The following is a 22,810-nucleotide window of genomic DNA, read 5'->3' as shown; positions in this document are numbered from 1 at the left end:
CTGCACATTTTTGGGCGAAATGCATTAGAGGAGGAAACGCATGACGAACTCGCAACTCGCAAGGCAACACCGGCATTATCTCGCGGTGCGCGAGCGACTGGTTGGCGCTACGGGAGTGCCCAGCCGATCGGCTGCGATAGCCGAACTCGAAACGCAGGTGGTTGAACTCGCCACGGAGAATGCCGCAAAAACACGGCGAATCGCTGCATTGGAGGAGGATTTGGCCGACGCGGAAGCACGACTGCTTGCGCAGGCTCAAATGCTGCTTTCCGGCACGCTTGCGGATGACAGCGACGCCGAAGCGAATGACGAGCGATCGTCGATCGAGGCGATCGTTGCCGCCGTCCTTGTGGATTTCCCAGGGGTGACATGGGCGGACATTATCAGCGTGCGGCGCGATCGCCGGCTGGTGAAGCCCCGGCACGCCTGCATGCGCGCGGTGTATGAGAAACGCAAGGATTTGTCGCTGCCGCGGATCGGCCGCATCTTTCATCGCGATCATACGACGGTACTCGCGGCGGTGAAAGGCTCGGCTCCCTAGTCCGTGTCCCCTTAACAGAGTTTCGATTTCCCATATCCCAGGCTGACACGCCGCCGGCCCGTGCCGAGGCCGTCCGCGAGGACAGAAATCGGCTGCCCATTTTTCTCGTTCCGATATCGAAAGGAAAAACACATGATGAGCAAGGCTCAGAAACTTCGCGCAAAGCGCAAGGCGCAACTTGGGCGTCCGCGCAAAGCCGACGCCGAACGCTTCGCCTGCGGCAAGATCAAGCCCGACTGGTCAAAGCGGGAGAGCGAGAAGGAGGCAATGGCGGTGGCGCTTGCGGCGCGGAAGCGCATGCACGGGCTCGAAACGAGCAGCAGCTTTGCCGGCTACACGCTGGGACGCCTGTTCCTCGACGGGCGGATCACGGAAGCGCAGCGGGAGGCGGGCGATGACTATGCGAGGGCGATGGCGCGATACTATCACCTGACCGGCATCCCTTTTCCAAGCGTCCGCGCCCAAGCGATCGATCGGGTGCAGGGACATGCCCCCGAAACGAACGAGGAGCGCCATCGTCAGATCAAGCGGGCCACAGATAGAATGATGCGGCTCGAAGGCGTGTTGCTCGGGTGCGACGAGGGGCGGCAGGTCAAGACGACCGTCTTCAATGTCTGCGTGATGGACTATGAAGGCCTGCGCATGATGCCGGAGGCACAATTGCTGTGGCTAAAGCGGGGATTGAATGCCCTCGTCTTCGAAAAGGGCTTGCGCGAACACGGGGAGGGAGCGTATTCGTTTGTTTCGAAATAGGAATAATATCCTATCATGCGCGGGGCCAGCAGCGAAAGACTTTGTGACGACTTTTCGGTGCCGCGAAGGCCGACTTTTGCGGAAATGCGGGAGCGTCGCGATCGGCGGCGTGAGTCCGGGGACGCGGCCGGAGGCAACGCGTTCGAGGCGATACTGGCCCTGCACGGATTTCTCCGTCTGCAGGCATTTCCAATGCCATTCTGCCTGGTTGCGGCGGCCGGCATCCGTCAACGGCGATCGGAGCGATCAACACTTCGTGATTGTTCTCTACGCACCGGCACAAAAGCGGAATTCAGCCATTCTCTCTTACGAAGGGATGAAAGATCCTATGAAAGGTGAAGGCGATGAAGAGGCTAGCAGTCATTGCCCTGTCGCTGGCGACGGCGATGAGCAGCGTTCCACCGCCCGCAGGGGCGTTTCCCATCATGCCGACGATAAAGTCAGAAGCTGCCGATGTTCAGCGGGTGCAGTTTTCCTACGAGCGGGGTGAAGAATTCAAAGGCGGCCGGTGCCGATATCCTTGTTTTCGCGGGCGCGATTATCGGCGCGGACATTATAGCAACCGCTACTATCGGAACGGGTACCGGCGCCATCACTACCGACACTATGATGATGACGACGACGATATCGGCGCGGTGTTCGGCGGTCTTGCTGCCGGAGCAATCATAGGCGGACTGCTCGCGCAGCCGCGATACTATTCAGCGCCACGATATGCAGGCAGCGATCCCCACACCCGTTGGTGCTATTCGCGCTATCGGTCTTATCGGGCCTACGACAACACGTTCCAGCCCTATTATGGTCCGCGCCGGATCTGCGTTTCACCCTATCTGTGAGCGTATGACCGAGTTTCCCCTGACTGTCGCTGTCCGCCCGAGAGGCGGGCAGGACAGGTCTGTTGGCGCCGCTGAACGGAAATGGACACAATGCCGGGAACATTCTGCTAGAATGCGTGTCGGGGGTGCGTGCTCCGGCGCAGCGCCTCTGAGGCACATGACAGGGCTTTACGAGAGAAGTCGGCGATAGTGAAAACACCATCAATTATCGCTTTGGCATTTGTGAGTGCCGTGGCAGGTGCTCCGCCGACGGCTGCTCAGACATGTATCGGCGTTTGCGGTGGGCCCTCCAAGCACGAACTCTTCGTCGAGCGACAATACAGGGACTTCGTGCTGCCGCGCTATCCAAGCTATGGCACGCGCTATCAAGCACAAAGGCCCGACATCGGCATTGGCCCAGGGGCCACGGTGGGCGGGCCTCTGCCCGGGGCAGCCGGGACACGCATTCGACCACGCCGCGAGATCCGCCTCGACTTGAACGCCCATCTGCGCTGGTGTATCGAGCGCTACGCTTCTTACCGTCCGGACGACAACAGCTTTCAGCCGTTCAACGGCCGGCGCCGCCAGTGCAATTCGCCCTACGACTGAGGTGCGCAGCAGGAGCCCGGCTGTGCCTCAGCCCTGTCTCTCGAGCAGTTTCTTCGCGGCGTGGGCTGCAGCTTGCGCCTGAAGCTGGCTACCAAACTCACCCTGGGCGGGATAGGTCACCCCGCGATAGGCAAGCACGTAGGCCCAACGGCCGTTCATTCGCTTCTCGACCCTGATCGTCGCAGCGGGCTTCTTGTCAGAACTCAAGGCAGCGCTCCCTCGCGTCTACTGCGCGTTTCCTTCAATCGGGTCGATTCAAGAATAAAACAGGCAGGGAATCAAAGTGCTACAGCGACCGTGTGCGTCCGAAGAAGACACGCACGGCGCCATAGTGCCGGCCAGGTGGCTCGGCGCGAGTACCTTGCGCATCCGTTGTCGAAAGGCAAGGGCGAGAGGTCGAGCGAGATGTCGTGGTTGCTATTCTATTGTCCTGGCCGGGCCGAAGCGCTCCATAACGAAAGACGTCTGGATGGCGGGGGCTTGCAGGCGGCTGGTCTTTTCAAGCTTCAGAGTGAGTTGTTCGGCTGGCGGCGTGCGCTGCCAGGTCGTGGAGAGAAACAATGCAGCGCCGGCGATAAATCCGACCGCGACATAGATCCAATGGTTCCGCATGTGAATGACTCCTTCTCCCGCGAAGGCAATGCATTGGGGGCCTTGCTGGTTCCCGGCGCGGCCGGGACGCGGGCAATATGGTTAGGTTCTAAAATGGCTGCGGATCGCACCGCTTATTGTCAGTCTGCTTAAATAAGGCCGTCAGTTTTCACGCGTGGCGCTGACAGCTCGGCACTCAAATGATAGTACGGCTCGTCCTCAGCGAGCATTGGTCCGGTATCCCCAAATGGTGCGAAGCCGGAGCGTTTGATGGCGGCATGCAATTTGAAGCGTTCTTCTAAAGACCTAGGCCCAGCCCTTGTGCATCAGCACTAGGAGGATTGAAACAGAGCCCAAAGTATTATGCAAGTAGTTTGTAATATACGTTTGTATAATAGTACTTAATGCCAGGTTTTCCGTGCACCATCGTCGGGACGTGCCTAAGAAGGCAACGAACGGTTCGAGACCGTGGTCGCGCCGGGTCCCCGCACATTTTCTGTGGCTAAGAGGCGAAGGGGTGTCTTTCCGCTGTTCCGGCACTTGCGCGATCGACGCCGCCGGGTTATTCCATAAATCAGCGATAGGAATTTTATCCTCAATCGCCAACAGGTGCCGGCACTTCGACCCGGCAATGGGCAGCAGTCCACCCCCTGCGCAGTTTCTTCGATCAGTGCTTCGGTGACCGGCGCGTCTCTAGTCTAGACGCCGCGGCGCCGTATACGGCCGGCGGTGCGCCTCCACGTCGACCCCCGAATCCGCCTGGCGGTTCGGAGCAACACGACGTGGCTCGTTCGATGCATGCTGCACGCGAGCTATGGCAGCATCGCCGGCCGGACAGACTGCGTGGTTCTTGGGGTAGAGTGAATAGCGCATCGGACTCAGACGCCGGCCCTGGTGGGGTACATGTGTGGTCGCGCCGCGGCTCCAACATGTTGAAGTCGCATTGACAGACGAACGCCGATACATCTCTTTTGGGACACTAACTGGTCTTTACCTGCATGCGCCCGGTCCGGGCTTACACAGATCCTCAACCACGATGACCAACTTGCCGAAGGGGGTTACGCCTTTGCCGCCCCATATCTCGGGTCGGTAGTAAAGAGGGGCAACGCGAGGGTATCCTCTCTCAAGACGCACGTCGGAGAAGCCGTTGCGGAAGACGCAGCAGGGCCCGTCCTCCGAGGGATCGAAGCGAAAGCTGAGCGAATAGCTGGGATCCGACAGGTCACGCAACTCGATCATGTGCTCGGCGATCGGAATGAAACAGCGATATTTGTCATCGCACCAACTGGTCGTGTGCTCAAAGGTTCTGTCCGCCTTTTGCAGCCAGGCCTTGACGAAATAGCGTGGATTGCCGGATTGACCCGCGAAGGCGCAGGCGGTCGAAGCGGCGATGAAAATGGCGGCTGCAAAGATTTGGCGCATGTTTACCTGTCGACGTCGAAAGGCTCGGTTGAAGAGCGTGTGCGGGTCATTTGCCGTTCAATTTGAGTCGCGATTCTGGCACAATTATGGGTGGCGATCTGCCGAATTACACGCACTCTAGGCGCCAGCGTTTTGGCGCCGCGGACGGTGAAGAAGGCAAGCGGGGGCCGCAATGGTGGATCATGAAATCGAGCCGTCTACAGAAACCGCTTACGACTTGGCGGTCGCGGAGGGGCTGGCTTCAAAACAGCCTGCTAACGGACGTGGCCGGCTCGGGGGTGCATTCCTCGATGCTGTGCAGGCGGATTTCGCTGCGCATGGCGCCGGCGTGATCGCCCGCATTCGCGAGGAGAAGCCGGAGACGTACCTGAAGCTCGTTGCTGCGATCACGCCCAAGGATCTGAGCGCAACCGCGAATGCCATGGATGGGCTTTCGGACGAGCAGCTTATCGAGCGGATTCGCGCACTGGATACTGTCATCCGGCCGTTGATCGAGGGGAAAGCCCGAACGCGCCGACCAAAGCGACTGGTCAAAGCAGACCGGTAAGGCTTCGCTTCCGCGCTCAGACCGGGAGGGAATGATTAGGCGCTGCGCCGCGGTTTGCGCGCGGCGCTAGGCTTTCCTGGGGCTCAGCGCGCGGGAGACGCGGCGGCCGTGACCTGTTCGCTGCTCGAAAAGATAATGACTGCGAACAGAAGCACGCCGGCGAAGGCGATCAGCGAGGAGGCGGCGACGATTGGCTCCATCGCGGCATTTCCCGACAGCATCAGATAGAGTGACGGGATCAAGACGGTGACGCCGAAGGTGTAGACGGCGTACTGGACCATGGCCAGGCGTCTTGCTGCCTTCTGCGGATTGAGCGCGTGATAGCCGCCGAAGATCGCCATCGTGACCCAGCCGAGCAGGTTTGCATGTGCGTGTGCGCCGGTGGCGGCATGGTTGCCGGAGATCGACATATGAAGTCCGATCGAGATGCCTAGGATCAAAAAGATAATCGCTGTCTTGAAATAAAGATTTGCAATACGCGGCATTTGGATTTCCCCCTGTGTTACCGGAAGAACATTAGCATGTTCTCAAATTTCTGAGAACGAAACGATAGGAATGCCTTTTGAGCCTCCTGGCTGTTCCCGACGGCACAATTCGGACGAGGCTGCGGGCTTGCTCAAGTGTTTCCGCCTTTGCTGGCGCATTTCGGGTGGGAGACGCGGGACCCGTTGAAGGGAACCAATAGAGACCTTCCGGCATTCGATAAGGTGTGGAACCGTTGCAGCGCGTCGTCGTCTTTCCGGACGCGAGGAAATCGCTGCAGTAACTTGAATTGCTGCATGATCCTGTCGCCAAAGCAGTGAATCGTGCAGCGGAGGATCGCGATATGCTTGGAACCGTCCTTCTCGTTATTTTGATCCTGCTCCTGATCGGCGCCGTACCGGCCTGGCCCCACTCGGCCAGCTGGGGTTATGGCCCTTCCGGGCTTCTCGGAGTACTCGTCGTCGTGCTGTTGATCCTGTTGTTGATGGGCAGGATATGACGCTGCGGCGGGCCCTCTCATCGGAGGCACCCGCCGGCTTCACCAACTCGCGCCATCGATGAGGCGATGCGGGATATCCTCCCAGACCGAGCGATCGAACATTCGCAGGTTCACGCCCATCTTCGTCGCGTTGCGACCGATCGGCGACCAGTGGGTGATGCAGCCGCAGATGCTGCAATGGAACATGGTAAGCGTCTTGTCGCCCTGGACATAGCCGACGAGGCGCTTTTCTTCATCGCTGACCGTAACGTCGCTCGGGGCGTAATAGCCCCAGAGCCCGCCAAGCCTGCTGCAGAGCGAGCAATTGCAATCACCAAGCGTTTCCGGACGGACAGGCACGGTGATGCGAACCGACCTGCAATGGCAATGACCTTCTATCATGCTTGCACCCTCCTGTCTGGCGCGGAACGCGCTATTCGCGCGTAGTCATTATTAGGCTTATCCAATTGCAGTCCAGCGACGACGTGCTTGGCCGAGCGGTTGCCGAGGCAAACGGCGCGGGCTCCAACTTTCTCCAGAAAATCAGGACATCATCACGGATGACTTCACCCGGCACATCCGGCGGCGCGTTCGAACTGTCGGCGGTGCTGAAAGAGCAGGTGACGCTGTTGGCGGAGCTCGAACGTCGGCGGCGAACCAATATCCTTGCAGACTACCGCCCCTATCAGAAGCAGCGGGATTTCCACGCGGCGGGCGCGGCCTATCGCGAACGCCTGTTCATGGCCGGCAACCAGCTTGGCAAGACTCTGGCCGGTGCAGCGGAGGCGGCGATGCATCTGACTGGCCGCTATCCCGCCTGGTGGAAGGGCAGGCGGTTCGACAGGCCGATCGTGATGCTTGCGGGCTCGGAGTCGCACGAGTTGACGCGCGACGGCGTGCAGCGGCTGCTTATTGGGCCGCCGCACAACGACGAGGCGTGGGGCACCGGTTTCATTCCAAAAGCGACGATCAATACCACCGCGCGGCGCTCCGGCACGTCCGGCGCGCTTGACAGCGTGACGGTGCGGCATGCTTCCGGCGGCACTTCGGTACTGCTTTTCAAGGCTTACGAACAGGGCCGCGGCAAGTGGCAGGCGAATACGGTGGATTATGTCTGGTTCGACGAGGAGCCACCGGAGGATGTCTATTTCGAGGGCATCACCCGTACCAATGCCACCGGCGGCTCGATTGCACTGACCTTTACGCCGCTCAAAGGCCTGAGCTCCGTGGTCGCCCGCTACCTCATGGAAAAATCGCCGGATCGCGCGGTGATCACCATGACGATCGACGATGCGGAGCACTACACGGCCGAGGAGCGACAACGGATCATCGATAGCTACCCCGCGCATGAGCGGGAGGCCCGCACCAAGGGCGTGCCGGCGCTGGGCTCGGGGCGCATCTTCCCGGTCCTGGAGGAGGCGATCTGCGTCGAGCCCTTCGAACTCCCCCGGCACTGGGTGCAGATCGGCGGACTTGACTTCGGCTGGGATCACCCGTTTGCGGCGACCGGCTGCGCCTGGGACCGGGACGCCGACGTCTTCTATGTGACGCGGATCTATCGGGAGCGCGAGGCGACGCCGATCATCCATGCGGCGGCACTGAAGCCCTGGGGCGCGTGGCTGCCCTTCGCGTGGCCGCATGACGGACTGCAGCATGACAAGGGAAGCGGCGACCAGCTTGCCGCGCAATACCGTGCGCAGGGGCTCACGCTTCTTCCCGAACGGGCGACCTTCGACGACGGCACCAATGGCGTCGAGGCGGGGCTTTCGGACATGCTGCAGCGGATGCAGACCGGGCGCTGGAAGGTGTTTTCCACCTGCGCGGAATGGTTCGAGGAGTTCCGACTCTATCACCGCAAGGACGGCCGGATCGTCAAGGAACGCGACGACCTGATCTCTGCCTCGCGCTACGCACTGATGATGAAGCGCCATGCGCGCGCGAACAACGGCAACACAAACTGGAATTTTACCGCCCGAAAGGTTCTCTGATGGCCGTAATGACCGATGAACGCCTGTGCGCCCTTGTGAGCGAGCTGGTGAAGGACTGCGAAAACTATCGCGACGAGCTGGCGGTCGATCGCATCAAGGCGATGGAATATTACGACGGCACGATGAAGGACGTGCCGGCGGACGCCAACCGCTCGAAGGTCGTCTCGCGCGACGTGCGCTCCGCAATCAAGAAGGTGCTGCCTTCGCTGATCCGCACCATTCTCGGCAATGACAAGGTGGTGGAATACGCGCCGGTCAACGAGGGCGACGAGGCGGCGGCGGAGCAGGCGACCGACTACATCAACTATGTCGTCTTTCCCGAAAGCGACGGCTACGACGCGGTGCAGGACGCGGCGCACGACGCGCTGAAGCTCAGGAACGGTGTGATCCGCTGGTGGTACGAGAAGGAGGCCACCGTTCAGGTCTCGACGCATACGGGGCTTGACGAGGCGGCGCTGATCCAGCTTGTCGGCGACGACGCGGTGGAGGTGCTCGAGCAGTCGCAGACGGTCGAAACGCTGGAAACGCTACAGGGTCCGGTCGAGCAGCCGCTTTATAGTGTGAAGATCCGCCGCCGCATCGAGCAGGGCACGCCGCGGCTGGCGGCGGTGCCTTTGGAAGAATTCCTGATCCATCCGGATGCGATCTCGATCGAGGATAGTTCGATCACCGGCATTGCCACGCGCATGCGCCGCACCGACCTGATCGCGATGGGTCACGACCGGGATCTCATCGAGAGCCTGCCGGCTTCAACCGGCGACAGCGGCCGCGACGACGAGGAATTCACCCGCCGACGCGGTGCCTTCGAGGCGAAGGACGCGGTGCCGAAGGCGCTTGAGGAGGTGGACTATTACGAGCTCTACGTGAAGGTGGATGCCGACGACGACGGGATCGCGGAGCTCCGCCGCATCGTGCTCGCCGGCGGCACGGGCGAGGAGCACCTCATCTCCAACGACGAGTGGGACGAGGTGCCCTTTGCCGACCTGATCGTCGAGCGGCGCCCGCATCAGCGCGAGGGCGGCTCGGTCACCGACGATCTCGCGGAAATCCAGCGGGTGAAAACCGTGCTGATGCGCCAGACGCTCGACAATCTCTACTGGCAGAACAACCAGCAGCCGATTGTCCAGGAAGGCGCGATCGCCAATCCGGAAAGCGTGCTCAACCCGAAATTCGGCCAACCGATCCGCGTCAGCCAGGGCATCGATGCGCGCGCCGCACTCGGCTACACGATGGTGCCCTTCGTCGCGAAGGAATCCTTCGCGATGCTCTCCTATCTCGACCAGGAGGCGACCGACCGCACCGGTATTTCCGACGCCTCGAGCGGGCTGGCGCCGGACGCGCTTCAGAACATGACGGCGCGGGCGACGGCGCTGATCGAGCAGGCGGGGATCGGCCAGACGGAGCTAATGGTGCGCACCTTCGCGCAAGGGCTCAGGCGGGTGTTCAAGGGCCTGCTTCGCCTCGTCATCAAGCACCAGGACCGGCCGCGCGCCGTGCGGCTGCGCGGCCAGTGGGTGAGCTTCGACCCGCGCCACTGGAATGCCGAGATGGACGCGACGGTGAATACCGGGCTCGGCGCCGGCACGCGCGAACGCGACATGATGATGATCCAGATGATCCAGCAGCTGCAGGAGAAGCTGCTGATGACCCTGGGACCGGACAACCCTTATGTCTCGCCGGACAACCTCTACAACGGCATCGCCAAATCGGTGGAGGCGGCGGGGCTGAAATCCCCCGACCTCTACTTCACCAAGCCTTCGCCGGAGGAGATCCAGCGGCGGATGCAGGCGAGTGCGAACCAGCCGAACCCGGAAATGCAGAAGCTCAAGATGCGGGCGCAGGCGGACGCCGAGAAGGCGCGGCTTTCCGCGGAAACCGACCGGCGGAGACTGGAGATCGAGCGCGAGCTGAAGCTTGCCGAAATCCAGCAGAAGGGCGCCTTGAAGCGATACCAGATCGACGCCGAACTGAACCTAAAACGCCAGCAGAGCATGGCGGAGGCAGTGAGCGGCGAGCCGGTAACGGCGGTTCATATCGGAGGACTATCGGGATGAGAAGTTGGGGGTTGAAACCTGCCGCGCCTCAGAATATGGCTACCGCATGAAAAACGTTCGCTACCTTTGCTTGTTCTTTGCTGCGTTTCCGCTCATCCTTTCGTCTTGCAGCGAATCGACTATGCCAGCGGCGGGCGCACGCGCGTCGGTCAAAGTCCAAGCACCGGCAATCAAAACGGCAGCCAAGCCGGATCCCCGACAATGCTCGACACCGGCCCAAGTCTGCCCCTATGGCACCGGTCCCGCCGGTGAGCCGTGCTCCTGTTGGGCAACTGACGGCACGCCGGATGTAGGCGTTACGACGATAGGCGCGAAGGTTTCCCTCGAGTCGCGCTAACAAGATTGACTGGAGGCGCCTGGTTGCCTTCGTGGTAGCAAAACAGAGGACGCTTCCGTCCGGCTCGCACTCCCGTGCAGCCGTGGGTGCCTCCGCTACACCCCTCACGAGCAACTAATAAAGAATCGAACAAGAAACAGTCCTGCCGTGTGCCCGGCTCGGTTGGTCCGTCGGGCTGCTCCCAAGAAAGAGCACTGAGATGAAGGCAGAAGAAAAACAGTCGGCGGCGCGGGCGCTTCTCGACAATCCGCTGTTCGAGCGATTGATGGAGGAGTTGGAGGCGGCGGCCATCAACGGCTGCATCAACGCGAAACTCACGGACCACGAAGCGCGGGCCGCCTTCGCGGCAGAAGCGCGGGCGGTCCGCAACTTCTGCGCAAAGCTGAAGTTCCTAGCGGAGCAAGCCAAAGCCGAAGGCACGAACGCCCCGGTGTGAAGGAGTGCATCGGCGGCAGGGCTGCCTCCCTGATGCGCCTCGTTGTCAAACTGATTCATGAATTCGGGGCAGCATTCTGAAATCTCTCGAATTTCTCGGTGCGGGAGTACGCGAAAGCGGCACCTCCGCTCCGAATCTCTCGCAAGAGGTCTTTCCATGATTAACAATAGTGCCAACCCGCCTTCCGGCGGGAGCAAAGCTGTTGTCGACCCGCATGAGTCCGCAAGCATCGACAACCTCGACTTCTGGGAGCCGCACCAGGCCAACCCGCACGACGAGGAAGAGCGGGACGGCGAGGGGGCTGTAGACTACGCGCACGAGCGAGACGAGGCTGACGCCGAAGGCGACGAGCCAGCCTTTCCTGATGAGCAGGAGGCAGCCAACGAAGCCGAGGACATGATGGTCACGCTCAAGGGCGGCGAAGAGGTTCCGCTCGAGGAGTTGAAGCTCGGATACATGCGGGATCGCGATTACCGCAACAAGACCCAGGATCTCGCCAACCGCGGGCGGGCCCTGGAAAGCATGAGCAGCAGGGTCGCCGCAACTGCCCATGCCGTCGCGGAACTGGTGGCGGCTCAGATCCCCGATGAGCCACCGGAGGAACTGAGGCTCTACGATCCGCAGACCTATCAGCGACAATGGGCGCTGCACCAGGCGGGGCTGGAACAGCTTGCGCGGGTGATGGCGCTTGGGGATGAGTCGGCGGGCGTTGCAGGGGAGCTTCGGGCCGCGGCGAGCGAGGAGAGGCTGGAGACGGAAAATGCCAAGCTCCTTGAAGCGTTCCCGCAGACGGGGCACGATGAGGGGCGGCAGGCCTTCTTCGCCGATGTTTTCGAGGCGGCGAAGGACCTCGGCTTTTCCGACGAGGAGGTGCGCGAGGTCGTCGATCATCGGCTGTTCAAGCTCGCGCATTACGCTCGCCTCGGCCTGCTTGCGGAACGTTCGCGGGTAAGAGCCTTCCAGAAGGTGGCCGCGGCGCCTGCCGCTGCGCCGCGCATGAAAGCAAAGAACCGGGCGCAGCGGCAGCAGCGCCAAAGTCGCGAGGCAATGCAGCGGCTTGCAAGAACGGGATCGATCCGCGACGCGATGGCGGTCGATTTCGAGTAATCGACAAGCGTTGGTCGAGCGGCAAGCGTTCACGAACCGCTGCTCAGCGATCGCTCGCATTCACCTTCATTCAACACCGTCAACGCTTTCCATGTGCCTGTCCAGGCGCGTGGCGGCGGATCACGTCACCACATAAGGACCATCAGATGACAGTTCTCACCAATACCTTTCAGACGACGCAGGCCGTCGGCAACCGCGAGGAGCTTTCCGACGTGGTGTCGCGGATCACTCCGGAAGAGACCCCCATCTACTCACTGATCGAAAAGGGCAAGTGCACGACCTATCACCCGGAATGGGAGACGGACGAACTTGCCGCGCCCGGCGCAAATATCCGTGAGGAAGGCGAGGAATACGCCTTCGGAGCGATCACCCCGCCGATGCGGCTTGGTAACTACACCCAGATCATGCGCAAGGACTGGATTATCTCCGCGACACAGGAGGTGACGGCTGAGGCTGGTAACGTGCAGAAGCGGAAATATCAGAAGCTGAAGAAGGGCGTCGAAATTCGCAAGGACGTGGAGTTCGCGATCGTCGACACTAACGCAACGGTCGCTGGCAGTACCCGTGAATTCGGCTCGCTTAGCACTTGGACCATTAGCAACGTCTCTCGCGGCGCCGGTGGCGCAAATGGCGGCTTCAGCGCGGGCACCGGTCTGACGGTGGCGCCGACCGACGGAACGCAGCGTCCCTTCACCAAGGCGATCCTCGATACTGTGATGCAGCAGGGCTATCAGAACGGCGCCAACTTCCGCCACGTCTCCGTCTCTCCGTATGTGAAATCCGTCTTCGTCACCTTCATGTCCGACAGCAACGTCGCGCCTTTCCGCTATGCGGTGTCACAAGGCGGTGAGCGCAACACCATTGTTGCGACAGCGGACTATTACGAAGGCCCGTTCGGGACAGTGATGATTCACCCGAACCGGGTGCAGGCGGTGAACGCCGGAGTCGCCCGTAACGCCTTCTTCATCGACACCGACATGCTCTCGTTTCTGTGGCTCCGCCAGATCCAGGAAGACCGCGAGGTTGCCAAGACGGGCGATGCGGACAAGGGCGTCATCATAGGTGAGGGCACGCTGAAGGTGCACAACGAGAGGGGCCTTGGCGTTGCCGCTGACCTCTTCGGACTGAGTTCCGCCAGCTAGTTCCAGGTTCCAAGTTTCGACTCAAGGTCGGTCCCTGTTCGGGAGAAATGAATGACAGACACAAAGACGACCACGGTACCCGTCAAACTTCTCTATGATACCTGGGCGATTGACGAAGAACGCATTCCTGCTGGCACCGTACTCGACTTGCCAGTCAAGGCGGCGAAGATCTTGATCGCCCAGGGCAAAGCCGAACGCAACGATCCTCTTCCAGGTGACGAGGGATGATTGTACGCGACGGCGACTGGAAGCTCTTCGATCATGATTTTCAGACCGGCCGCTCCGTCTGGGTGATGGAGGACGGCAACAAAACTCATTGGCGGACGGATTATCCGGTCGAGAACCTCGTTCGTCAGAACGAATTCATACGCCATGCGACCGCCGGCAACGCCTTCGGCGAATGGACCAAGGTCGCCTCGATCCCGCTCAATCTCGCCCATTCCGAAAACCTGGTCAGGGCGCATTCCGAAGGCGACGACCGCTATGTGAAGCGGTGGCTCAACGACAGCGACAACCGCGCCTGGCGCAGTTTCGAGGGACATCTATGACCATATCCGACTATGCCTCGCTCCTCGTCGACGCCAGCGACTATTCCGGCCGCGATGACGTCGCCCATCTCTTCCCGCGCTTCCTCGCGCTTGCCGAGCTCAAGCTCAACCGCGTCCTGCGCGTGGCCGACATGGAAAAGGCGGCGACAGTGCCGCTGGCCGAGGGCGACGGCAGCCTGCCGGTGGATTTCCTGGAGGCGCGGCAGGTGCTTGGCGCCGATGGCCGGGCGCTGCGGGCGCTGCCGCTGCAGGAGCTCAGCAGTCACGGGACATCCGCCGGCGCGCCGATCGGCTACGCGATCATCGGCGGCGCCGTCCAGGTACGGCCGAAGGGCAGCGAGGAGATCCGGCTGACGTACTACGCGAAAATTCCGCCGCTGACGGCCGCCGCGCCAAGCAACTGGCTGATCGAAAAGGCACCGGATGTCTATCTCTATGCGCTCGTCGAGGAGATCGCCGTCTGGGAACGCGACGCCGCCAAGGCGGGTGCGGCCGAGGCACTGAAGCGCCAGGCGATGGCCGGGCTCGGGCTTGCCGACGAGCGCCTGCGCTGGGGCAATGCCGAAATCGTCATCGGAGGGCTGACGCCATGACGCTTCTGACCGTGATCAACGAAGTCTCGGACATCGTTTCGCTCGACCGCTTCGACAGCGTCTACGGGACGAACGATCCGAATGCGCAGACGATGGTGGGGCTGGCCGAAGAGGCGGGCGCGGAGATTGCGCGGCGCGCCGACTGGAAGGGGATGCTGAAGACGCATGCCGTTTCCGCTTCGCCGGAGATCCTGCCTGCCGACTATCAGCGGCTGGCACCCGGAGGGCCGGTACGGGCGGCGGACAGCCGCTTCTTCCGACCTATCACCAACGGCGCGCAATGGGCCGTGATCGTCGGCATCGCCTCTGCAGAGCCCTACTGCCACCTCCGCGGCAGGGAGATGCTTTTTTCGCCGGCCGCTTTCGCAGTCGGTGCGACGATCGAATACGTCTCGAAAAATTGGGTACTCGGCGATCCTTACGAGGAGCGGGATACCTTCCGCGCCGACGACGACACGACGCTCTTTCCAGAGCGGCTGTTGAAGAAGGGGCTGATCTGGCGCTGGAAGCGGCAGAAGGGCCTCTCCTTCGAGGACAACCTTGCAGAGTTCGAGGCGGATCTCCTGCAGGAGATCAATGCCGACAGGGGGACATCATGATGACAGTTCGCACGATGTCAGTTCGCCCTGGCCGCCTGCCGCAGACCAATCGCGGGCAGGCAAACATCGGCCGGCCGCAGCCCTCGCAATCGGTTACCTTTCCGGCACCGAAACACGGTCTCGTCACGACCGCTGACATGGCGTCGCAGACCCCGGGCTCGGCCACCGTGCTCACGAACTTCCTGCCGACGCTTGCCGGCTGCAGGATCCGCGGCGGCTCGCGCAAAGTCGGGCTTGCGGCCGGTGGCGGCGCCATCCGCAGCGCCTTCAAATACAAGTTCGGCAGCAACGAAAAGCTGTTCATGGCGACGGAGAGCGCGATCTACGATATGACGGCGCCGGCCGCTCCGCCGGCAGAGACCGCGGCGGCGGTGGGCGGGCTTTCCGGCGGCGACTGGTGCGCCTTCCAGCACACGACCGCCGGCGGCTCGTTTCTCGTTTGCCTCAATGGCGCCGACACGCGCCGTATCTATGACGGCACCACCTGGACGACGTCGCCGACGATCACCTTTTCCGACTCGACCACCATGGCGCAGCTCAACTACGGCTGGCTGTTCAAGAACCGTGAGTTCTTCCTCAAGAACGCGACGCTCGACGCCTATTACCTGCCGGTGAACGCGATCGGCGGCGCGGCTGCCGTGTTTCCGCTTGGCGGGGTGATGAAGAAGGGCGGGTCGCTCATCACCGGCTTTTCCTGGTCGCTCGAAAGCGGCGACGGGCTTTCCGATCTCTGCGTCTTCGTCTCGACGGAAGGGGAGATCGCCGTCTATGCGGGCTCTGACCCCTCCAGCGCCAGCGACTTCGCGTTGAAAGGCGTCTACCAGATCGGCAAGCCGCTTGGAAAAAACGCCTGGATTCGCATTGGCGGTGACGTGCTGATTGCGACTTCGGACGGGCTGACGCCGATGTCGCAGGTGTTTCAGCGCGACCGGCAGGCTCTGACCCAGGTCTCGGCCTCGCGGGCGATCGAGGACGACTGGCGGCGGGCGGCGAACGCCACCGGCTCCGGCTGGACACTGAAGCCCTGGGCCGAGCAGAACCTGGTCTTCGTCGCCTTTCCCGATAACAGCGTCGTCAGCGACAAGACCTTTGTCCTGAATGTGCTCAGCGGGCGTTGGGCGACGATCAGCAACTGGCGGGCCAATTGTTTCGAGACCCTGCAGGGCGGGCTCTTCTTCGGCTCGCGCGAGGGCTATTGCTGGCAGGGCGACACCGGCGGCACCGACGACGGGCTGACCTTCGCGGCAACCTATCTCTCGCAGTTCGCTCCGGTCGGACAGTTCGGTCAGCGGACCGCGGCGACGATGGCGCATATGTATTTCCGCGCCAAGACGAAGCTAAAGGTGCAGCTTTTCGCCCGCGCCGACTTCGACCGAAGGGTGCCGCCCTTCTCCCGGGTGACGGAGGGGGATGAGGCTTCGCCGGAATGGGATGTCGGCCTTTGGGACGTGGCGCGCTGGGACGGTGTGTCGGAGGCGCTGCGCTACGATTTTCGCCAGAACGTGCGTGCGAGCGGCGATATGTTGGCGGTCGGCTGCGTGATCACCTCCGGTGGTGCGGTGAAACTCGACATCGAGGTGGACCTCGCGACGCTGCAAGTGGCGGCGGGGGAGGCGAGCGCTTGAACATCATCTGGGGCGGGGCGGGCGACCCTGCAACCAATCAGGCGATCGCCGCTTTTGTTGCCGACCAGATCGACGGCTGCGAGAGGGGCTTTGCCGACTTCACCACGCTCGGCGTGACGGAAGAGGGCAGGCTCGTCGCCGGCGTCGTCTATCACAACTATTCGCCCGAAGCGGGCGTCATCGAGCTTTCGGCCGCCGCGACCTGCAAACGCTGGCTGACGCGGCCGGTGCTGGAAGCGATGTTCGGCTATCCCTTCGACGAGATCGGCTGCCAGATGGCGGTGCTGCGCGTCTCGGCGGAGAACCGCGGCATGGTCGAGATCGCCCGCCGCTTCGGGTTCAAAAGCCATCGCATCCCCCGGCTTCGCGGGCGGGAGGAGGCGGAAATCATCTTCACTCTGACAGACGACGACTGGCGGGCGCATCCCGTCAATCGAAGGTAGGTGTGCTATCGGAAAATCAAAAGCTCCCACTCCTCCGGATCCGAAGGCAACGGCGGCGGCACAGACCGCCACCAATATCGGCACGGCCGTTGCCAACGGATACATGGGCAATGTCAACCAGGTGACGCCGGACGGCAGCCTCAGCTACAGCTACACGACGCAGAAATGGACCGATCCGCTGAGCGGCAACGTCTATGATCTGCCCGTGGCGACGGCGACGCAGAAGCTTTCGGAGATGCAGCAGAAGATCAAGGATCAGAACGATGTGGCGAGCCTCAACCTAGCGACGCTCGCCACATCGCAATCGAGCCGGCTGAACGATCTCCTCGGCAAGCCGATGGACATATCGAAAGCTCCGGCCGCCGGTGACCCTTCGAGGCTGGCGTTGCCGCAATACCAACAGTTTTCCGCTGGGCCCAGGCTTCAGACCTCCGTCGGCAATGCTGGCAACATCACCCGCAGCTACGAGACGGATTTCGACACGTCAAAATACGAGAATGCGCTGATGGCGCGGCTCAACCCGCAGCTCGAGCGCGACCGCGCGGCGCTGGAGACGCGGCTTGCCAACCAGGGCCTGCAGCCGGGGTCTGAGGCCTATAACCGGGCGATCGACGAGGCGAACCGGACGTCGCACGAGGCCCGCATCGCCGCCGTGCTCAACGCCGGTCAGGAGCAGACGCGGCTCGCCAACCTCGCCAGCCAAAAGGCAAGCTTCGAGAACGCGGCGCAGGCTCAGGCCTACGGGCAAGCGTTGCAGAATGCCGATTTCGGCAACAACGCAAACCAGCAGATGTACCAGAACGGCCAATCGGCGACGGCGGCCAACAATGCGCTCCAGGACCAGAGCTTCAACGCTCAGCAGGCGCAGATCAATGCCCAGAACACCGCGCGCTCGAACTATCTCAACGAGCAATATGCGCAGCGCAACCAGCCGATCAACGAGATTTCGGCGCTGCTTTCAGGCGCACAGGTGACGAGCCCGAATTTCGTGCCGACGCAGGGACAGTCGATCCAGCCGGTCGACTATGCCGGGTTGGTGCAGCAGAACTACCAGAACCAGATGGCGAATTACAACGCCCGGCAGCAGGCGGGCGGCAATCTGCTCGACTCGCTGCTGGGCTTTCTTCCGAAGTCCGACCGCCGCGCCAAGAAGAACATCGAGAAGGTCGGCAGGCTCAAAGGCCACAACCTCTATGAGTTCCACTACAAGGGCGAGCCGACCACCGGGCCGAAGCATATCGGCGTGATGGCGCAGGAGGTGGAAAGGACCCGCCCCGACGCCGTGAGCCGCGACCCGGACGGCATGCGGAGGGTGGATTATGGGCGGCTTTTTGCAGCGGGGAGGGAGCAGAAGTAAAGGGCAGCCGCGGCAAGACGCGCATCCGGACAAGACACAGGTGCGGAGGTGGCGGCGCCATTCCAATCAAAGTTCCATTCGTTTCGCGGACCTCCCATCGGGAGGCATTTTTATGGAGGCTATCTTGCCGAGAACAGGCGGAGTTTATTCTCCACCGGCCGGCACCAAGGCGGTGCCGAACACCACGATCCAGAGCGTGCCCTATAATGCGCTGATCGACGACCTCACCGCCGACGCCAATGCCGCGCGGCCGGTCACCGCAGGCGGGACGGGTGCCACAAGCGCCAGCGCCGCCCGCACCGCCCTCGGCGCGCAGGCTGCGAGCGCGGCGCTCGCGTCGATTGCCGGTCTCGCAACGGGCGCGGACAAAATGATCTACACGACCGCGGCGGACGCCTATGCGACGACCGCTTTGACGCCGTTTGCGCGGACGCTTCTGGACGATGCGACTGCCGGAGCCGCTCTTACGACGTTGGGCGTCTCAGCTTTTGCGCAGACCGTGCTCGACGATGCGGACGCTGCCGCGGCGCGGGCAACGCTAGGCGCCAACAACGCATCGAATCTCACGACGGGTACGATACCCTCAGCACGGATCGATGGCGCCTACGTCGATTTCACCCAAATCGCCGTAACAACGGATGGCGAAGCGGTCAAACTCATCGGCTCGGCGACGGGCGACCCCTATGTCGGGTTCTGGAAGGCGACGGCGCGCCAGGGCTATATTCAGCACCGCGACGGCACGGCGAATGGCGACGGTCTTCGTGTTGCGAACGACGTGACAGGCGACTATCTGTACCTATCGAATGTGAACAGCACCGATGCGCTGAAATTCTACGACAGCTCCGTGGCAGCGCATAACACGGTCTGGCATTCCGGCAACCTCGCTGCCGGCGATGTCAGCGCGCTCTATGGCTATACGCCTGCAAGCAATGCAGTACAGGTGATCGCCGGCAGCGGCCTGACTGGCGGCGGCGCGATTTCTGCGAACCGCACGCTGACGCTCGGCACGCCGTCGGACATTACCAACGCGACGACGAATTCTGTTAGCGGGACGAGTCATACGCATGCACTGGGCTTCGTCGCGGCGGAGGTTTATACCGGAACCTCATCCACGGCCACGAGTTTCCCCATCGGGACAGTGCTCACCATGGCGCAGAACGGCTCTAACCCTGTTAGGCAAGCGTCAGTTATCCCCTGCTTGTACAGTACCAACGCATACGTTCAAAGCGGCTATTCCGGCGCAGGCACAGCGCTTTCAGGTACTTGGCGTGTGCGTGGGATTGTCGCTACGGCTGATTGGCTTATCGTTCAAAGGACTGCATAAACATGACTGGTAGCTTGCAAGTTAGAATGGAGCTCAACGTGATACATGCGGTCATTGCGACGGCGGAGCCGGACGTTTACCAGCTGTCGATCAATATTACCGACCTGAGCGGGCAAACCTACGACTGCGAATATCTGTCGAGACCCGATGATAGCTTCGGTGTGAACCCCATCATTCGAAAATGGCTCGCCGACAATCCGAATTTTCCAATCCAACCTCACACACCGCCGGCGGCAGAACAGATACGCGCTTCCATGCCCTCACTTTCGTCGCGGCAGTTGCGTCTGGGACTCATCGACGCCGGGATTTCTCACACCCAAGTAACGGCTGCCATTGACGCAATGGCGTTTGGCCAAGAAAAGGATCGGGCGCAGATTGAGTGGGAATATGCTACCTCGTTTAGTCGATTGGATCCGCTGATAGCAGTCGTAGGTCGGGCACTCGGCTTAACCGACATACAAATCGATGGGATGTGGACTGCCGCGCGCGATCTTTGACGCGCTTTTCCAATGTTCCTTCAGTAATTCTGCACCGTCAAATTTTTTAATCTGCGCACTAGTACGGCACCACACGCCCAAGCGATGACGTTCTCTAGAAGGCAATTAATAACACTCCGCTGGTCAGGGGATGCCTAATCTAAAAAAACCAGAAAATCTTGTAACGCGTTTTTCTCCTTGCGTCGTTCCAGCACATCCGAAAGAACTTTAATCTTGTAATGAAGCCAGCTTTCGGAAGCTTCTGAGTTAACTTGTAGCACCCGAAAGTATATCTCAACCGCTGGCTGAGTCTTTCGTGTAGGCTCTTTGCTCCGTAGCGTTGCTCTGACCCCGAGCCCTCGGTGAAATCGTATGTTGGTCCGGGCACGTACACCACCAAATCGCGGACGACAAACTCTGATACAACATAGGATGCTAGACACCACGGATTTCCCAATTCGAACCAGCGTGCCATTAGTAAGTCTTGCGCACTGGCCCTGTAGATGCCGTAAATCCATTCTGCCGGAAACGTTAGGTTTCTCGGTACGCGCCCAGACAAATATGCTGGGGTGAAATCGAAGATAGATTTATCTGGAGATTTGATTCGATGTCCGTTCGGTCCAACTAGTTTTGTCGAGCAGGCCGCAAGCAACTTCATAGGCTCTCGATCAAGTGCTTCGACCAAGCATGCTAGGAAATCTAGAGAAGAGTAGTCATCGCACGCACGCAGACAAAAATATTCGCCTTTCGCTGCGCCAATTTGGATAGCGCGAGCGAAGTTTTCCGGTGCGCTCACATGCTGCTCGTTTCTGACCACGGTGAAGCGACGATCGGTTCTGCAGAACTGCTCAGCCACGCGAAGTGTGTCGTCTGTTGATTTATTATCAAGAATAACCGCGTGAAAATCTCTAAATGTCTGATCAGCAATGCACTGCAGACTCATCTCCAAGGTCCTAGCCCCGTTGAAAACGGGGAATACGACGACGACTTTTGATTTGGGCATAAGGTCCTCGGAGTTTGCAACGGCGCGACCTTCTCTGTTCTGATCGTTTGGAAGAGTCAATGAATTCGTCGCGCGCGGAACGCGCAGTTCGTCGTCGGCATTACTGAAAATTCAAGGACGGCGCGTTCGCGTCGCGTCGGTCCTTTCCGGCAACAAAGGTAACAATGATGACCCACATCATGCCTGCCGGTCGGCCACCGCAGGATCTACACCACGTTCAGGAGTGCGATCTTGGCACGGATCTAACTCGAGGGGGTCAGCTCTTGTCAACCTACCCAGCTGCAACTAAGGATGGGCCACTTTCCGAGGGGTAGAAATGGGTATCCGCGAGTTCAAAAGGCGCTTCCGCTTTCTTGTGAGCGGAGAGGAGTCCCTGCCGGGCTATCAAGCAGACGGCTTCCGCGTGACGAACAAGAATATCGAGTTCATGAAAGAGCCGAAATTTGCGGCTGCTTGGCGCTTTTCTGAAGCAGGCAACAGGGAAGCTTGGGCAAAGCGAAAACGGGTCCCAGACGTCCGATGGAGGGCTCACACCTGCTGCTTCGCGGCCCAGCGCGCACTCAAGCTTGACGGCGACTTCGTGGAATTCGGAGTGAATGCCGGCCTGCTTTCGATGACCGTGTGCGAGTATCTCGATTTCGGCTCTCTTGATCGGAAGTTCTGGCTTTTTGACACGTTCGCCGGGATTCCAGAAGGGAAGATGACCGCCCGGGAAGCAGCCTTGGCGAAACAGCGCAATGTTGGCATCTATTTTGATGTCTACAATATCGCCAAACGGAATTTCGCGAAGTTCCAAAATGCGGTGCTCGTGAAAGGCTTTCTGCCGCAGACGCTTGACGGAATTCCGATCAGCAAAATCGCGTATCTCTCGATCGATCTTAATGTCGCACGCTACGAGAAGGAATGCATCGATCGGGTTTGGGATAAGGTCGTCCCGGGAGCCAGCATTGTGCTTGACGATTATGCCTTTGTCGGATGCGAAGAGCAGAACGCTATGTGGAACGAGTTTGCCGCTGTCCACGGTCAATCGATATTGACCCTTCCCACCGGCCAAGGACTGATGATCAAGCAATAGGGAACGTTCGGCCTCCATTCATCATTGATGCACTAGCATCACGCGTGATGAAAAGAGGAGGCCTGAAAATGAAGGGTTTACCGTCCAAGCTTTTGCTCGCGGCTCTTTCGGCTGCCACCTTGGCTGTTCCGGAGGCGGGTTTTGCGCAAGACTTCGATCTCTATATCGGCCGCGGTGGGCCTCGCTACTACGAAGAATACCGGCCGCGCCGATACTACCGAGAGGAACCAGAAGCCTATCAGTGCACAACGCGCCAGGCGCTCTATATAGCTCGCCGCTATCTGCGTAATCCTAGAATCGGTCGTACATCGAACGATGTCATCGAAGTGAGGGGCATCGGTCGGCGAGGAGAACGCAACCGCATCATTTTCGGAGCTGAGCCGGGCTGCCCCAGGATTGGCTGATCTCTAAGTGGTCAGCCGACCGGCCGCGGGACGAGGGATTAGTAGCGATTCGTGTTTACCGAG

Annotated in this window: 28 protein-coding genes; 22 read left to right on the top strand and 6 right to left on the bottom strand. The window is 60.8% G+C overall.

The features are described 5' to 3' along the window. The first annotated feature begins 40 nt into the window (after positions 1 to 40). The 4 genes from RHIBR816_RS39090 to RHIBR816_RS0129305 all read left to right on the top strand — a co-directional run bounded on the left by RHIBR816_RS39090 (position 41) and on the right by RHIBR816_RS0129305 (position 2,715). A complete protein-coding gene (locus tag RHIBR816_RS39090) occupies positions 41 to 541 on the top strand; it encodes a helix-turn-helix domain-containing protein (protein ID WP_018240151.1) in 501 nt (166 codons plus the stop codon). Between the two features lie 132 nt (positions 542 to 673). Next, positions 674 to 1,294, top strand: coding sequence for a hypothetical protein (locus tag RHIBR816_RS0129320; protein WP_018240150.1), 621 nt, complete (start codon positions 674 to 676; stop codon positions 1,292 to 1,294). A gap of 344 nt (positions 1,295 to 1,638) precedes the next feature. After that, a complete protein-coding gene (locus RHIBR816_RS36575; protein WP_018240149.1) occupies positions 1,639 to 2,127 on the top strand; it encodes a BA14K family protein in 489 nt (162 codons plus the stop codon). 231 nt (positions 2,128 to 2,358) lie between these two features. Next, positions 2,359 to 2,715 carry a BA14K family protein gene (locus RHIBR816_RS0129305; RefSeq protein ID WP_245262679.1) on the top strand — a complete coding sequence of 119 codons (357 nt, stop codon included), beginning with the start codon at positions 2,359 to 2,361 and terminating at the stop codon, positions 2,713 to 2,715. Positions 2,716 to 2,742: 27 nt separating this feature from the next. Here RHIBR816_RS0129305 and RHIBR816_RS0129300 read toward each other — a convergent pair whose 3' ends face one another. From RHIBR816_RS0129300 to RHIBR816_RS0129290, 3 genes are all read right to left on the bottom strand, one after another. Then, entirely contained in the window at positions 2,743 to 2,922 is a 180-nt protein-coding gene (locus RHIBR816_RS0129300) for a hypothetical protein (protein ID WP_018240148.1), read from the bottom strand. A 210-nt stretch (positions 2,923 to 3,132) separates the two neighbouring features. Then, on the bottom strand, positions 3,133 to 3,327 hold the full coding sequence (locus RHIBR816_RS0129295) for a hypothetical protein (RefSeq protein WP_018240147.1): 195 nt from the start codon (positions 3,325 to 3,327) through the stop codon (positions 3,133 to 3,135). A gap of 969 nt (positions 3,328 to 4,296) precedes the next feature. Then, positions 4,297 to 4,728, bottom strand: coding sequence for a hypothetical protein (locus RHIBR816_RS0129290; RefSeq protein ID WP_018240146.1), 432 nt, complete (start codon positions 4,726 to 4,728; stop codon positions 4,297 to 4,299). Between the two features lie 172 nt (positions 4,729 to 4,900). Between RHIBR816_RS0129290 and RHIBR816_RS0129285 the strand changes: the two genes are divergently transcribed. Then, positions 4,901 to 5,275, top strand: coding sequence for a hypothetical protein (locus tag RHIBR816_RS0129285; protein WP_018240145.1), 375 nt, complete (start codon positions 4,901 to 4,903; stop codon positions 5,273 to 5,275). An 83-nt stretch (positions 5,276 to 5,358) separates the two neighbouring features. On the opposite strand, the gene RHIBR816_RS0129280 is transcribed toward RHIBR816_RS0129285, so the two are convergent. Then, complete coding sequence (locus RHIBR816_RS0129280; protein WP_018240144.1) at positions 5,359 to 5,760, bottom strand: hypothetical protein; 402 nt, start codon at positions 5,758 to 5,760, stop codon at positions 5,359 to 5,361. A gap of 341 nt (positions 5,761 to 6,101) precedes the next feature. Here RHIBR816_RS0129280 and RHIBR816_RS36570 point away from each other — a divergent pair, with 341 nt between their 5' ends. Beyond that, entirely contained in the window at positions 6,102 to 6,257 is a 156-nt protein-coding gene (locus RHIBR816_RS36570) for a DUF3309 family protein (RefSeq protein WP_034815854.1), read from the top strand. Positions 6,258 to 6,296: 39 nt separating this feature from the next. Here the strand turns inward: RHIBR816_RS36570 and RHIBR816_RS0129270 are convergent, their stop codons facing one another. Then, complete coding sequence (locus RHIBR816_RS0129270) at positions 6,297 to 6,638, bottom strand: GFA family protein (protein ID WP_018240142.1); 342 nt, start codon at positions 6,636 to 6,638, stop codon at positions 6,297 to 6,299. A gap of 158 nt (positions 6,639 to 6,796) precedes the next feature. Here RHIBR816_RS0129270 and RHIBR816_RS0129265 point away from each other — a divergent pair, with 158 nt between their 5' ends. The 14 genes from RHIBR816_RS0129265 (at position 6,797) to RHIBR816_RS0129200 (ending at position 20,286) form a co-directional block, all read left to right on the top strand. Next, on the top strand, positions 6,797 to 8,224 hold the full coding sequence (locus RHIBR816_RS0129265; RefSeq protein WP_018240141.1) for a terminase large subunit domain-containing protein: 1,428 nt from the start codon (positions 6,797 to 6,799) through the stop codon (positions 8,222 to 8,224). Beyond that, on the top strand, positions 8,224 to 10,278 hold the full coding sequence (locus RHIBR816_RS37275; RefSeq protein ID WP_018240140.1) for a phage portal protein: 2,055 nt from the start codon (positions 8,224 to 8,226) through the stop codon (positions 10,276 to 10,278). The genes RHIBR816_RS0129265 and RHIBR816_RS37275 overlap by 1 nt, the downstream gene beginning before the upstream one ends. A gap of 536 nt (positions 10,279 to 10,814) precedes the next feature. Continuing rightward, positions 10,815 to 11,051: a hypothetical protein gene (locus tag RHIBR816_RS0129255; protein ID WP_018240139.1), complete on the top strand. Its 237-nt coding sequence runs from the start codon at positions 10,815 to 10,817 to the stop codon at positions 11,049 to 11,051. Positions 11,052 to 11,207: 156 nt separating this feature from the next. Further along, positions 11,208 to 12,158, top strand: a complete 951-nt coding sequence (locus tag RHIBR816_RS0129250) for a hypothetical protein (protein WP_018240138.1) — start codon at positions 11,208 to 11,210, stop codon at positions 12,156 to 12,158. A 146-nt stretch (positions 12,159 to 12,304) separates the two neighbouring features. Next, positions 12,305 to 13,300, top strand: a complete 996-nt coding sequence (locus RHIBR816_RS0129245; RefSeq protein WP_018240137.1) for a DUF5309 domain-containing protein — start codon at positions 12,305 to 12,307, stop codon at positions 13,298 to 13,300. Between the two features lie 51 nt (positions 13,301 to 13,351). Next, positions 13,352 to 13,528, top strand: a complete 177-nt coding sequence (locus RHIBR816_RS38105; protein WP_018240136.1) for a hypothetical protein — start codon at positions 13,352 to 13,354, stop codon at positions 13,526 to 13,528. After that, complete coding sequence (locus tag RHIBR816_RS0129235) at positions 13,525 to 13,848, top strand: hypothetical protein (RefSeq protein WP_018240135.1); 324 nt, start codon at positions 13,525 to 13,527, stop codon at positions 13,846 to 13,848. The genes RHIBR816_RS38105 and RHIBR816_RS0129235 overlap by 4 nt, the downstream gene beginning before the upstream one ends. Further along, positions 13,845 to 14,441, top strand: a complete 597-nt coding sequence (locus tag RHIBR816_RS0129230) for a hypothetical protein (protein ID WP_018240134.1) — start codon at positions 13,845 to 13,847, stop codon at positions 14,439 to 14,441. The genes RHIBR816_RS0129235 and RHIBR816_RS0129230 overlap by 4 nt, the downstream gene beginning before the upstream one ends. After that, positions 14,438 to 15,040, top strand: coding sequence for a hypothetical protein (locus RHIBR816_RS0129225; protein ID WP_018240133.1), 603 nt, complete (start codon positions 14,438 to 14,440; stop codon positions 15,038 to 15,040). The genes RHIBR816_RS0129230 and RHIBR816_RS0129225 overlap by 4 nt, the downstream gene beginning before the upstream one ends. Further along, positions 15,037 to 16,665 (top strand): hypothetical protein, encoded by a 1,629-nt coding sequence (locus RHIBR816_RS0129220; RefSeq protein WP_018240132.1) that lies wholly within the window; start codon positions 15,037 to 15,039, stop codon positions 16,663 to 16,665. Before RHIBR816_RS0129225 ends, RHIBR816_RS0129220 begins: the two co-directional genes overlap by 4 nt. Then, a complete protein-coding gene (locus RHIBR816_RS0129215) occupies positions 16,662 to 17,108 on the top strand; it encodes a GNAT family N-acetyltransferase (protein WP_018240131.1) in 447 nt (148 codons plus the stop codon). Before RHIBR816_RS0129220 ends, RHIBR816_RS0129215 begins: the two co-directional genes overlap by 4 nt. 7 nt (positions 17,109 to 17,115) lie before the next feature. Then, positions 17,116 to 18,465, top strand: coding sequence for a tail fiber domain-containing protein (locus RHIBR816_RS0129210; protein ID WP_026187560.1), 1,350 nt, complete (start codon positions 17,116 to 17,118; stop codon positions 18,463 to 18,465). A 112-nt stretch (positions 18,466 to 18,577) separates the two neighbouring features. Continuing rightward, positions 18,578 to 19,789, top strand: coding sequence for a hypothetical protein (locus tag RHIBR816_RS0129205; protein WP_018240129.1), 1,212 nt, complete (start codon positions 18,578 to 18,580; stop codon positions 19,787 to 19,789). 26 nt (positions 19,790 to 19,815) lie between these two features. Next, entirely contained in the window at positions 19,816 to 20,286 is a 471-nt protein-coding gene (locus tag RHIBR816_RS0129200) for a hypothetical protein (RefSeq protein WP_018240128.1), read from the top strand. 139 nt (positions 20,287 to 20,425) lie between these two features. On the opposite strand, the gene RHIBR816_RS0129195 is transcribed toward RHIBR816_RS0129200, so the two are convergent. Continuing rightward, positions 20,426 to 21,268, bottom strand: coding sequence for a glycosyltransferase family A protein (locus RHIBR816_RS0129195; RefSeq protein ID WP_018240127.1), 843 nt, complete (start codon positions 21,266 to 21,268; stop codon positions 20,426 to 20,428). Positions 21,269 to 21,584: 316 nt separating this feature from the next. On the opposite strand from RHIBR816_RS0129195, the gene RHIBR816_RS0129190 reads away from it, so the two are divergent. Beyond that, positions 21,585 to 22,343, top strand: a complete 759-nt coding sequence (locus tag RHIBR816_RS0129190) for a TylF/MycF/NovP-related O-methyltransferase (RefSeq protein ID WP_018240126.1) — start codon at positions 21,585 to 21,587, stop codon at positions 22,341 to 22,343. Between the two features lie 68 nt (positions 22,344 to 22,411). Next, positions 22,412 to 22,747: a hypothetical protein gene (locus tag RHIBR816_RS0129185; RefSeq protein ID WP_018240125.1), complete on the top strand. Its 336-nt coding sequence runs from the start codon at positions 22,412 to 22,414 to the stop codon at positions 22,745 to 22,747. Positions 22,748 to 22,810: the final 63 nt, after the last annotated feature.

Origin of the sequence: Ensifer sp. BR816 (assembly GCF_000378985.1) — a bacterium.
Classification (GTDB): domain Bacteria; phylum Pseudomonadota; class Alphaproteobacteria; order Rhizobiales; family Rhizobiaceae; genus Sinorhizobium.
The sequence above is the reverse complement of the archived record's forward strand: the minus strand, read 5'-3'. Positions and strand labels throughout refer to the sequence as shown.

Coding starts and splice junctions, on each gene's coding strand:
- RHIBR816_RS0129280 (WP_018240144.1), bottom strand. CDS start 5,760: ATGCCGCGTATTGCAAATCTTTATTTCAAGACAGCGATTATCTTTTTG.
- RHIBR816_RS0129245 (WP_018240137.1), top strand. CDS start 12,305: ATGACAGTTCTCACCAATACCTTTCAGACGACGCAGGCCGTCGGCAAC.
- RHIBR816_RS0129265 (WP_018240141.1), top strand. CDS start 6,797: ATGACTTCACCCGGCACATCCGGCGGCGCGTTCGAACTGTCGGCGGTG.
- RHIBR816_RS0129285 (WP_018240145.1), top strand. CDS start 4,901: ATGGTGGATCATGAAATCGAGCCGTCTACAGAAACCGCTTACGACTTG.
- RHIBR816_RS39090 (WP_018240151.1), top strand. CDS start 41: ATGACGAACTCGCAACTCGCAAGGCAACACCGGCATTATCTCGCGGTG.
- RHIBR816_RS36570 (WP_034815854.1), top strand. CDS start 6,102: ATGCTTGGAACCGTCCTTCTCGTTATTTTGATCCTGCTCCTGATCGGC.
- RHIBR816_RS0129295 (WP_018240147.1), bottom strand. CDS start 3,327: ATGCGGAACCATTGGATCTATGTCGCGGTCGGATTTATCGCCGGCGCT.
- RHIBR816_RS0129235 (WP_018240135.1), top strand. CDS start 13,525: ATGATTGTACGCGACGGCGACTGGAAGCTCTTCGATCATGATTTTCAG.
- RHIBR816_RS0129255 (WP_018240139.1), top strand. CDS start 10,815: ATGAAGGCAGAAGAAAAACAGTCGGCGGCGCGGGCGCTTCTCGACAAT.
- RHIBR816_RS36575 (WP_018240149.1), top strand. CDS start 1,639: ATGAAGAGGCTAGCAGTCATTGCCCTGTCGCTGGCGACGGCGATGAGC.
- RHIBR816_RS0129195 (WP_018240127.1), bottom strand. CDS start 21,268: ATGCCCAAATCAAAAGTCGTCGTCGTATTCCCCGTTTTCAACGGGGCT.
- RHIBR816_RS0129320 (WP_018240150.1), top strand. CDS start 674: ATGATGAGCAAGGCTCAGAAACTTCGCGCAAAGCGCAAGGCGCAACTT.
- RHIBR816_RS0129220 (WP_018240132.1), top strand. CDS start 15,037: ATGATGACAGTTCGCACGATGTCAGTTCGCCCTGGCCGCCTGCCGCAG.
- RHIBR816_RS0129270 (WP_018240142.1), bottom strand. CDS start 6,638: ATGATAGAAGGTCATTGCCATTGCAGGTCGGTTCGCATCACCGTGCCT.
- RHIBR816_RS38105 (WP_018240136.1), top strand. CDS start 13,352: ATGACAGACACAAAGACGACCACGGTACCCGTCAAACTTCTCTATGAT.
- RHIBR816_RS0129185 (WP_018240125.1), top strand. CDS start 22,412: ATGAAGGGTTTACCGTCCAAGCTTTTGCTCGCGGCTCTTTCGGCTGCC.
- RHIBR816_RS0129200 (WP_018240128.1), top strand. CDS start 19,816: ATGGAGCTCAACGTGATACATGCGGTCATTGCGACGGCGGAGCCGGAC.
- RHIBR816_RS0129190 (WP_018240126.1), top strand. CDS start 21,585: ATGGGTATCCGCGAGTTCAAAAGGCGCTTCCGCTTTCTTGTGAGCGGA.
- RHIBR816_RS0129230 (WP_018240134.1), top strand. CDS start 13,845: ATGACCATATCCGACTATGCCTCGCTCCTCGTCGACGCCAGCGACTAT.
- RHIBR816_RS0129205 (WP_018240129.1), top strand. CDS start 18,578: ATGGAGGCTATCTTGCCGAGAACAGGCGGAGTTTATTCTCCACCGGCC.
- RHIBR816_RS0129225 (WP_018240133.1), top strand. CDS start 14,438: ATGACGCTTCTGACCGTGATCAACGAAGTCTCGGACATCGTTTCGCTC.
- RHIBR816_RS0129250 (WP_018240138.1), top strand. CDS start 11,208: ATGATTAACAATAGTGCCAACCCGCCTTCCGGCGGGAGCAAAGCTGTT.
- RHIBR816_RS0129290 (WP_018240146.1), bottom strand. CDS start 4,728: ATGCGCCAAATCTTTGCAGCCGCCATTTTCATCGCCGCTTCGACCGCC.
- RHIBR816_RS37275 (WP_018240140.1), top strand. CDS start 8,224: ATGGCCGTAATGACCGATGAACGCCTGTGCGCCCTTGTGAGCGAGCTG.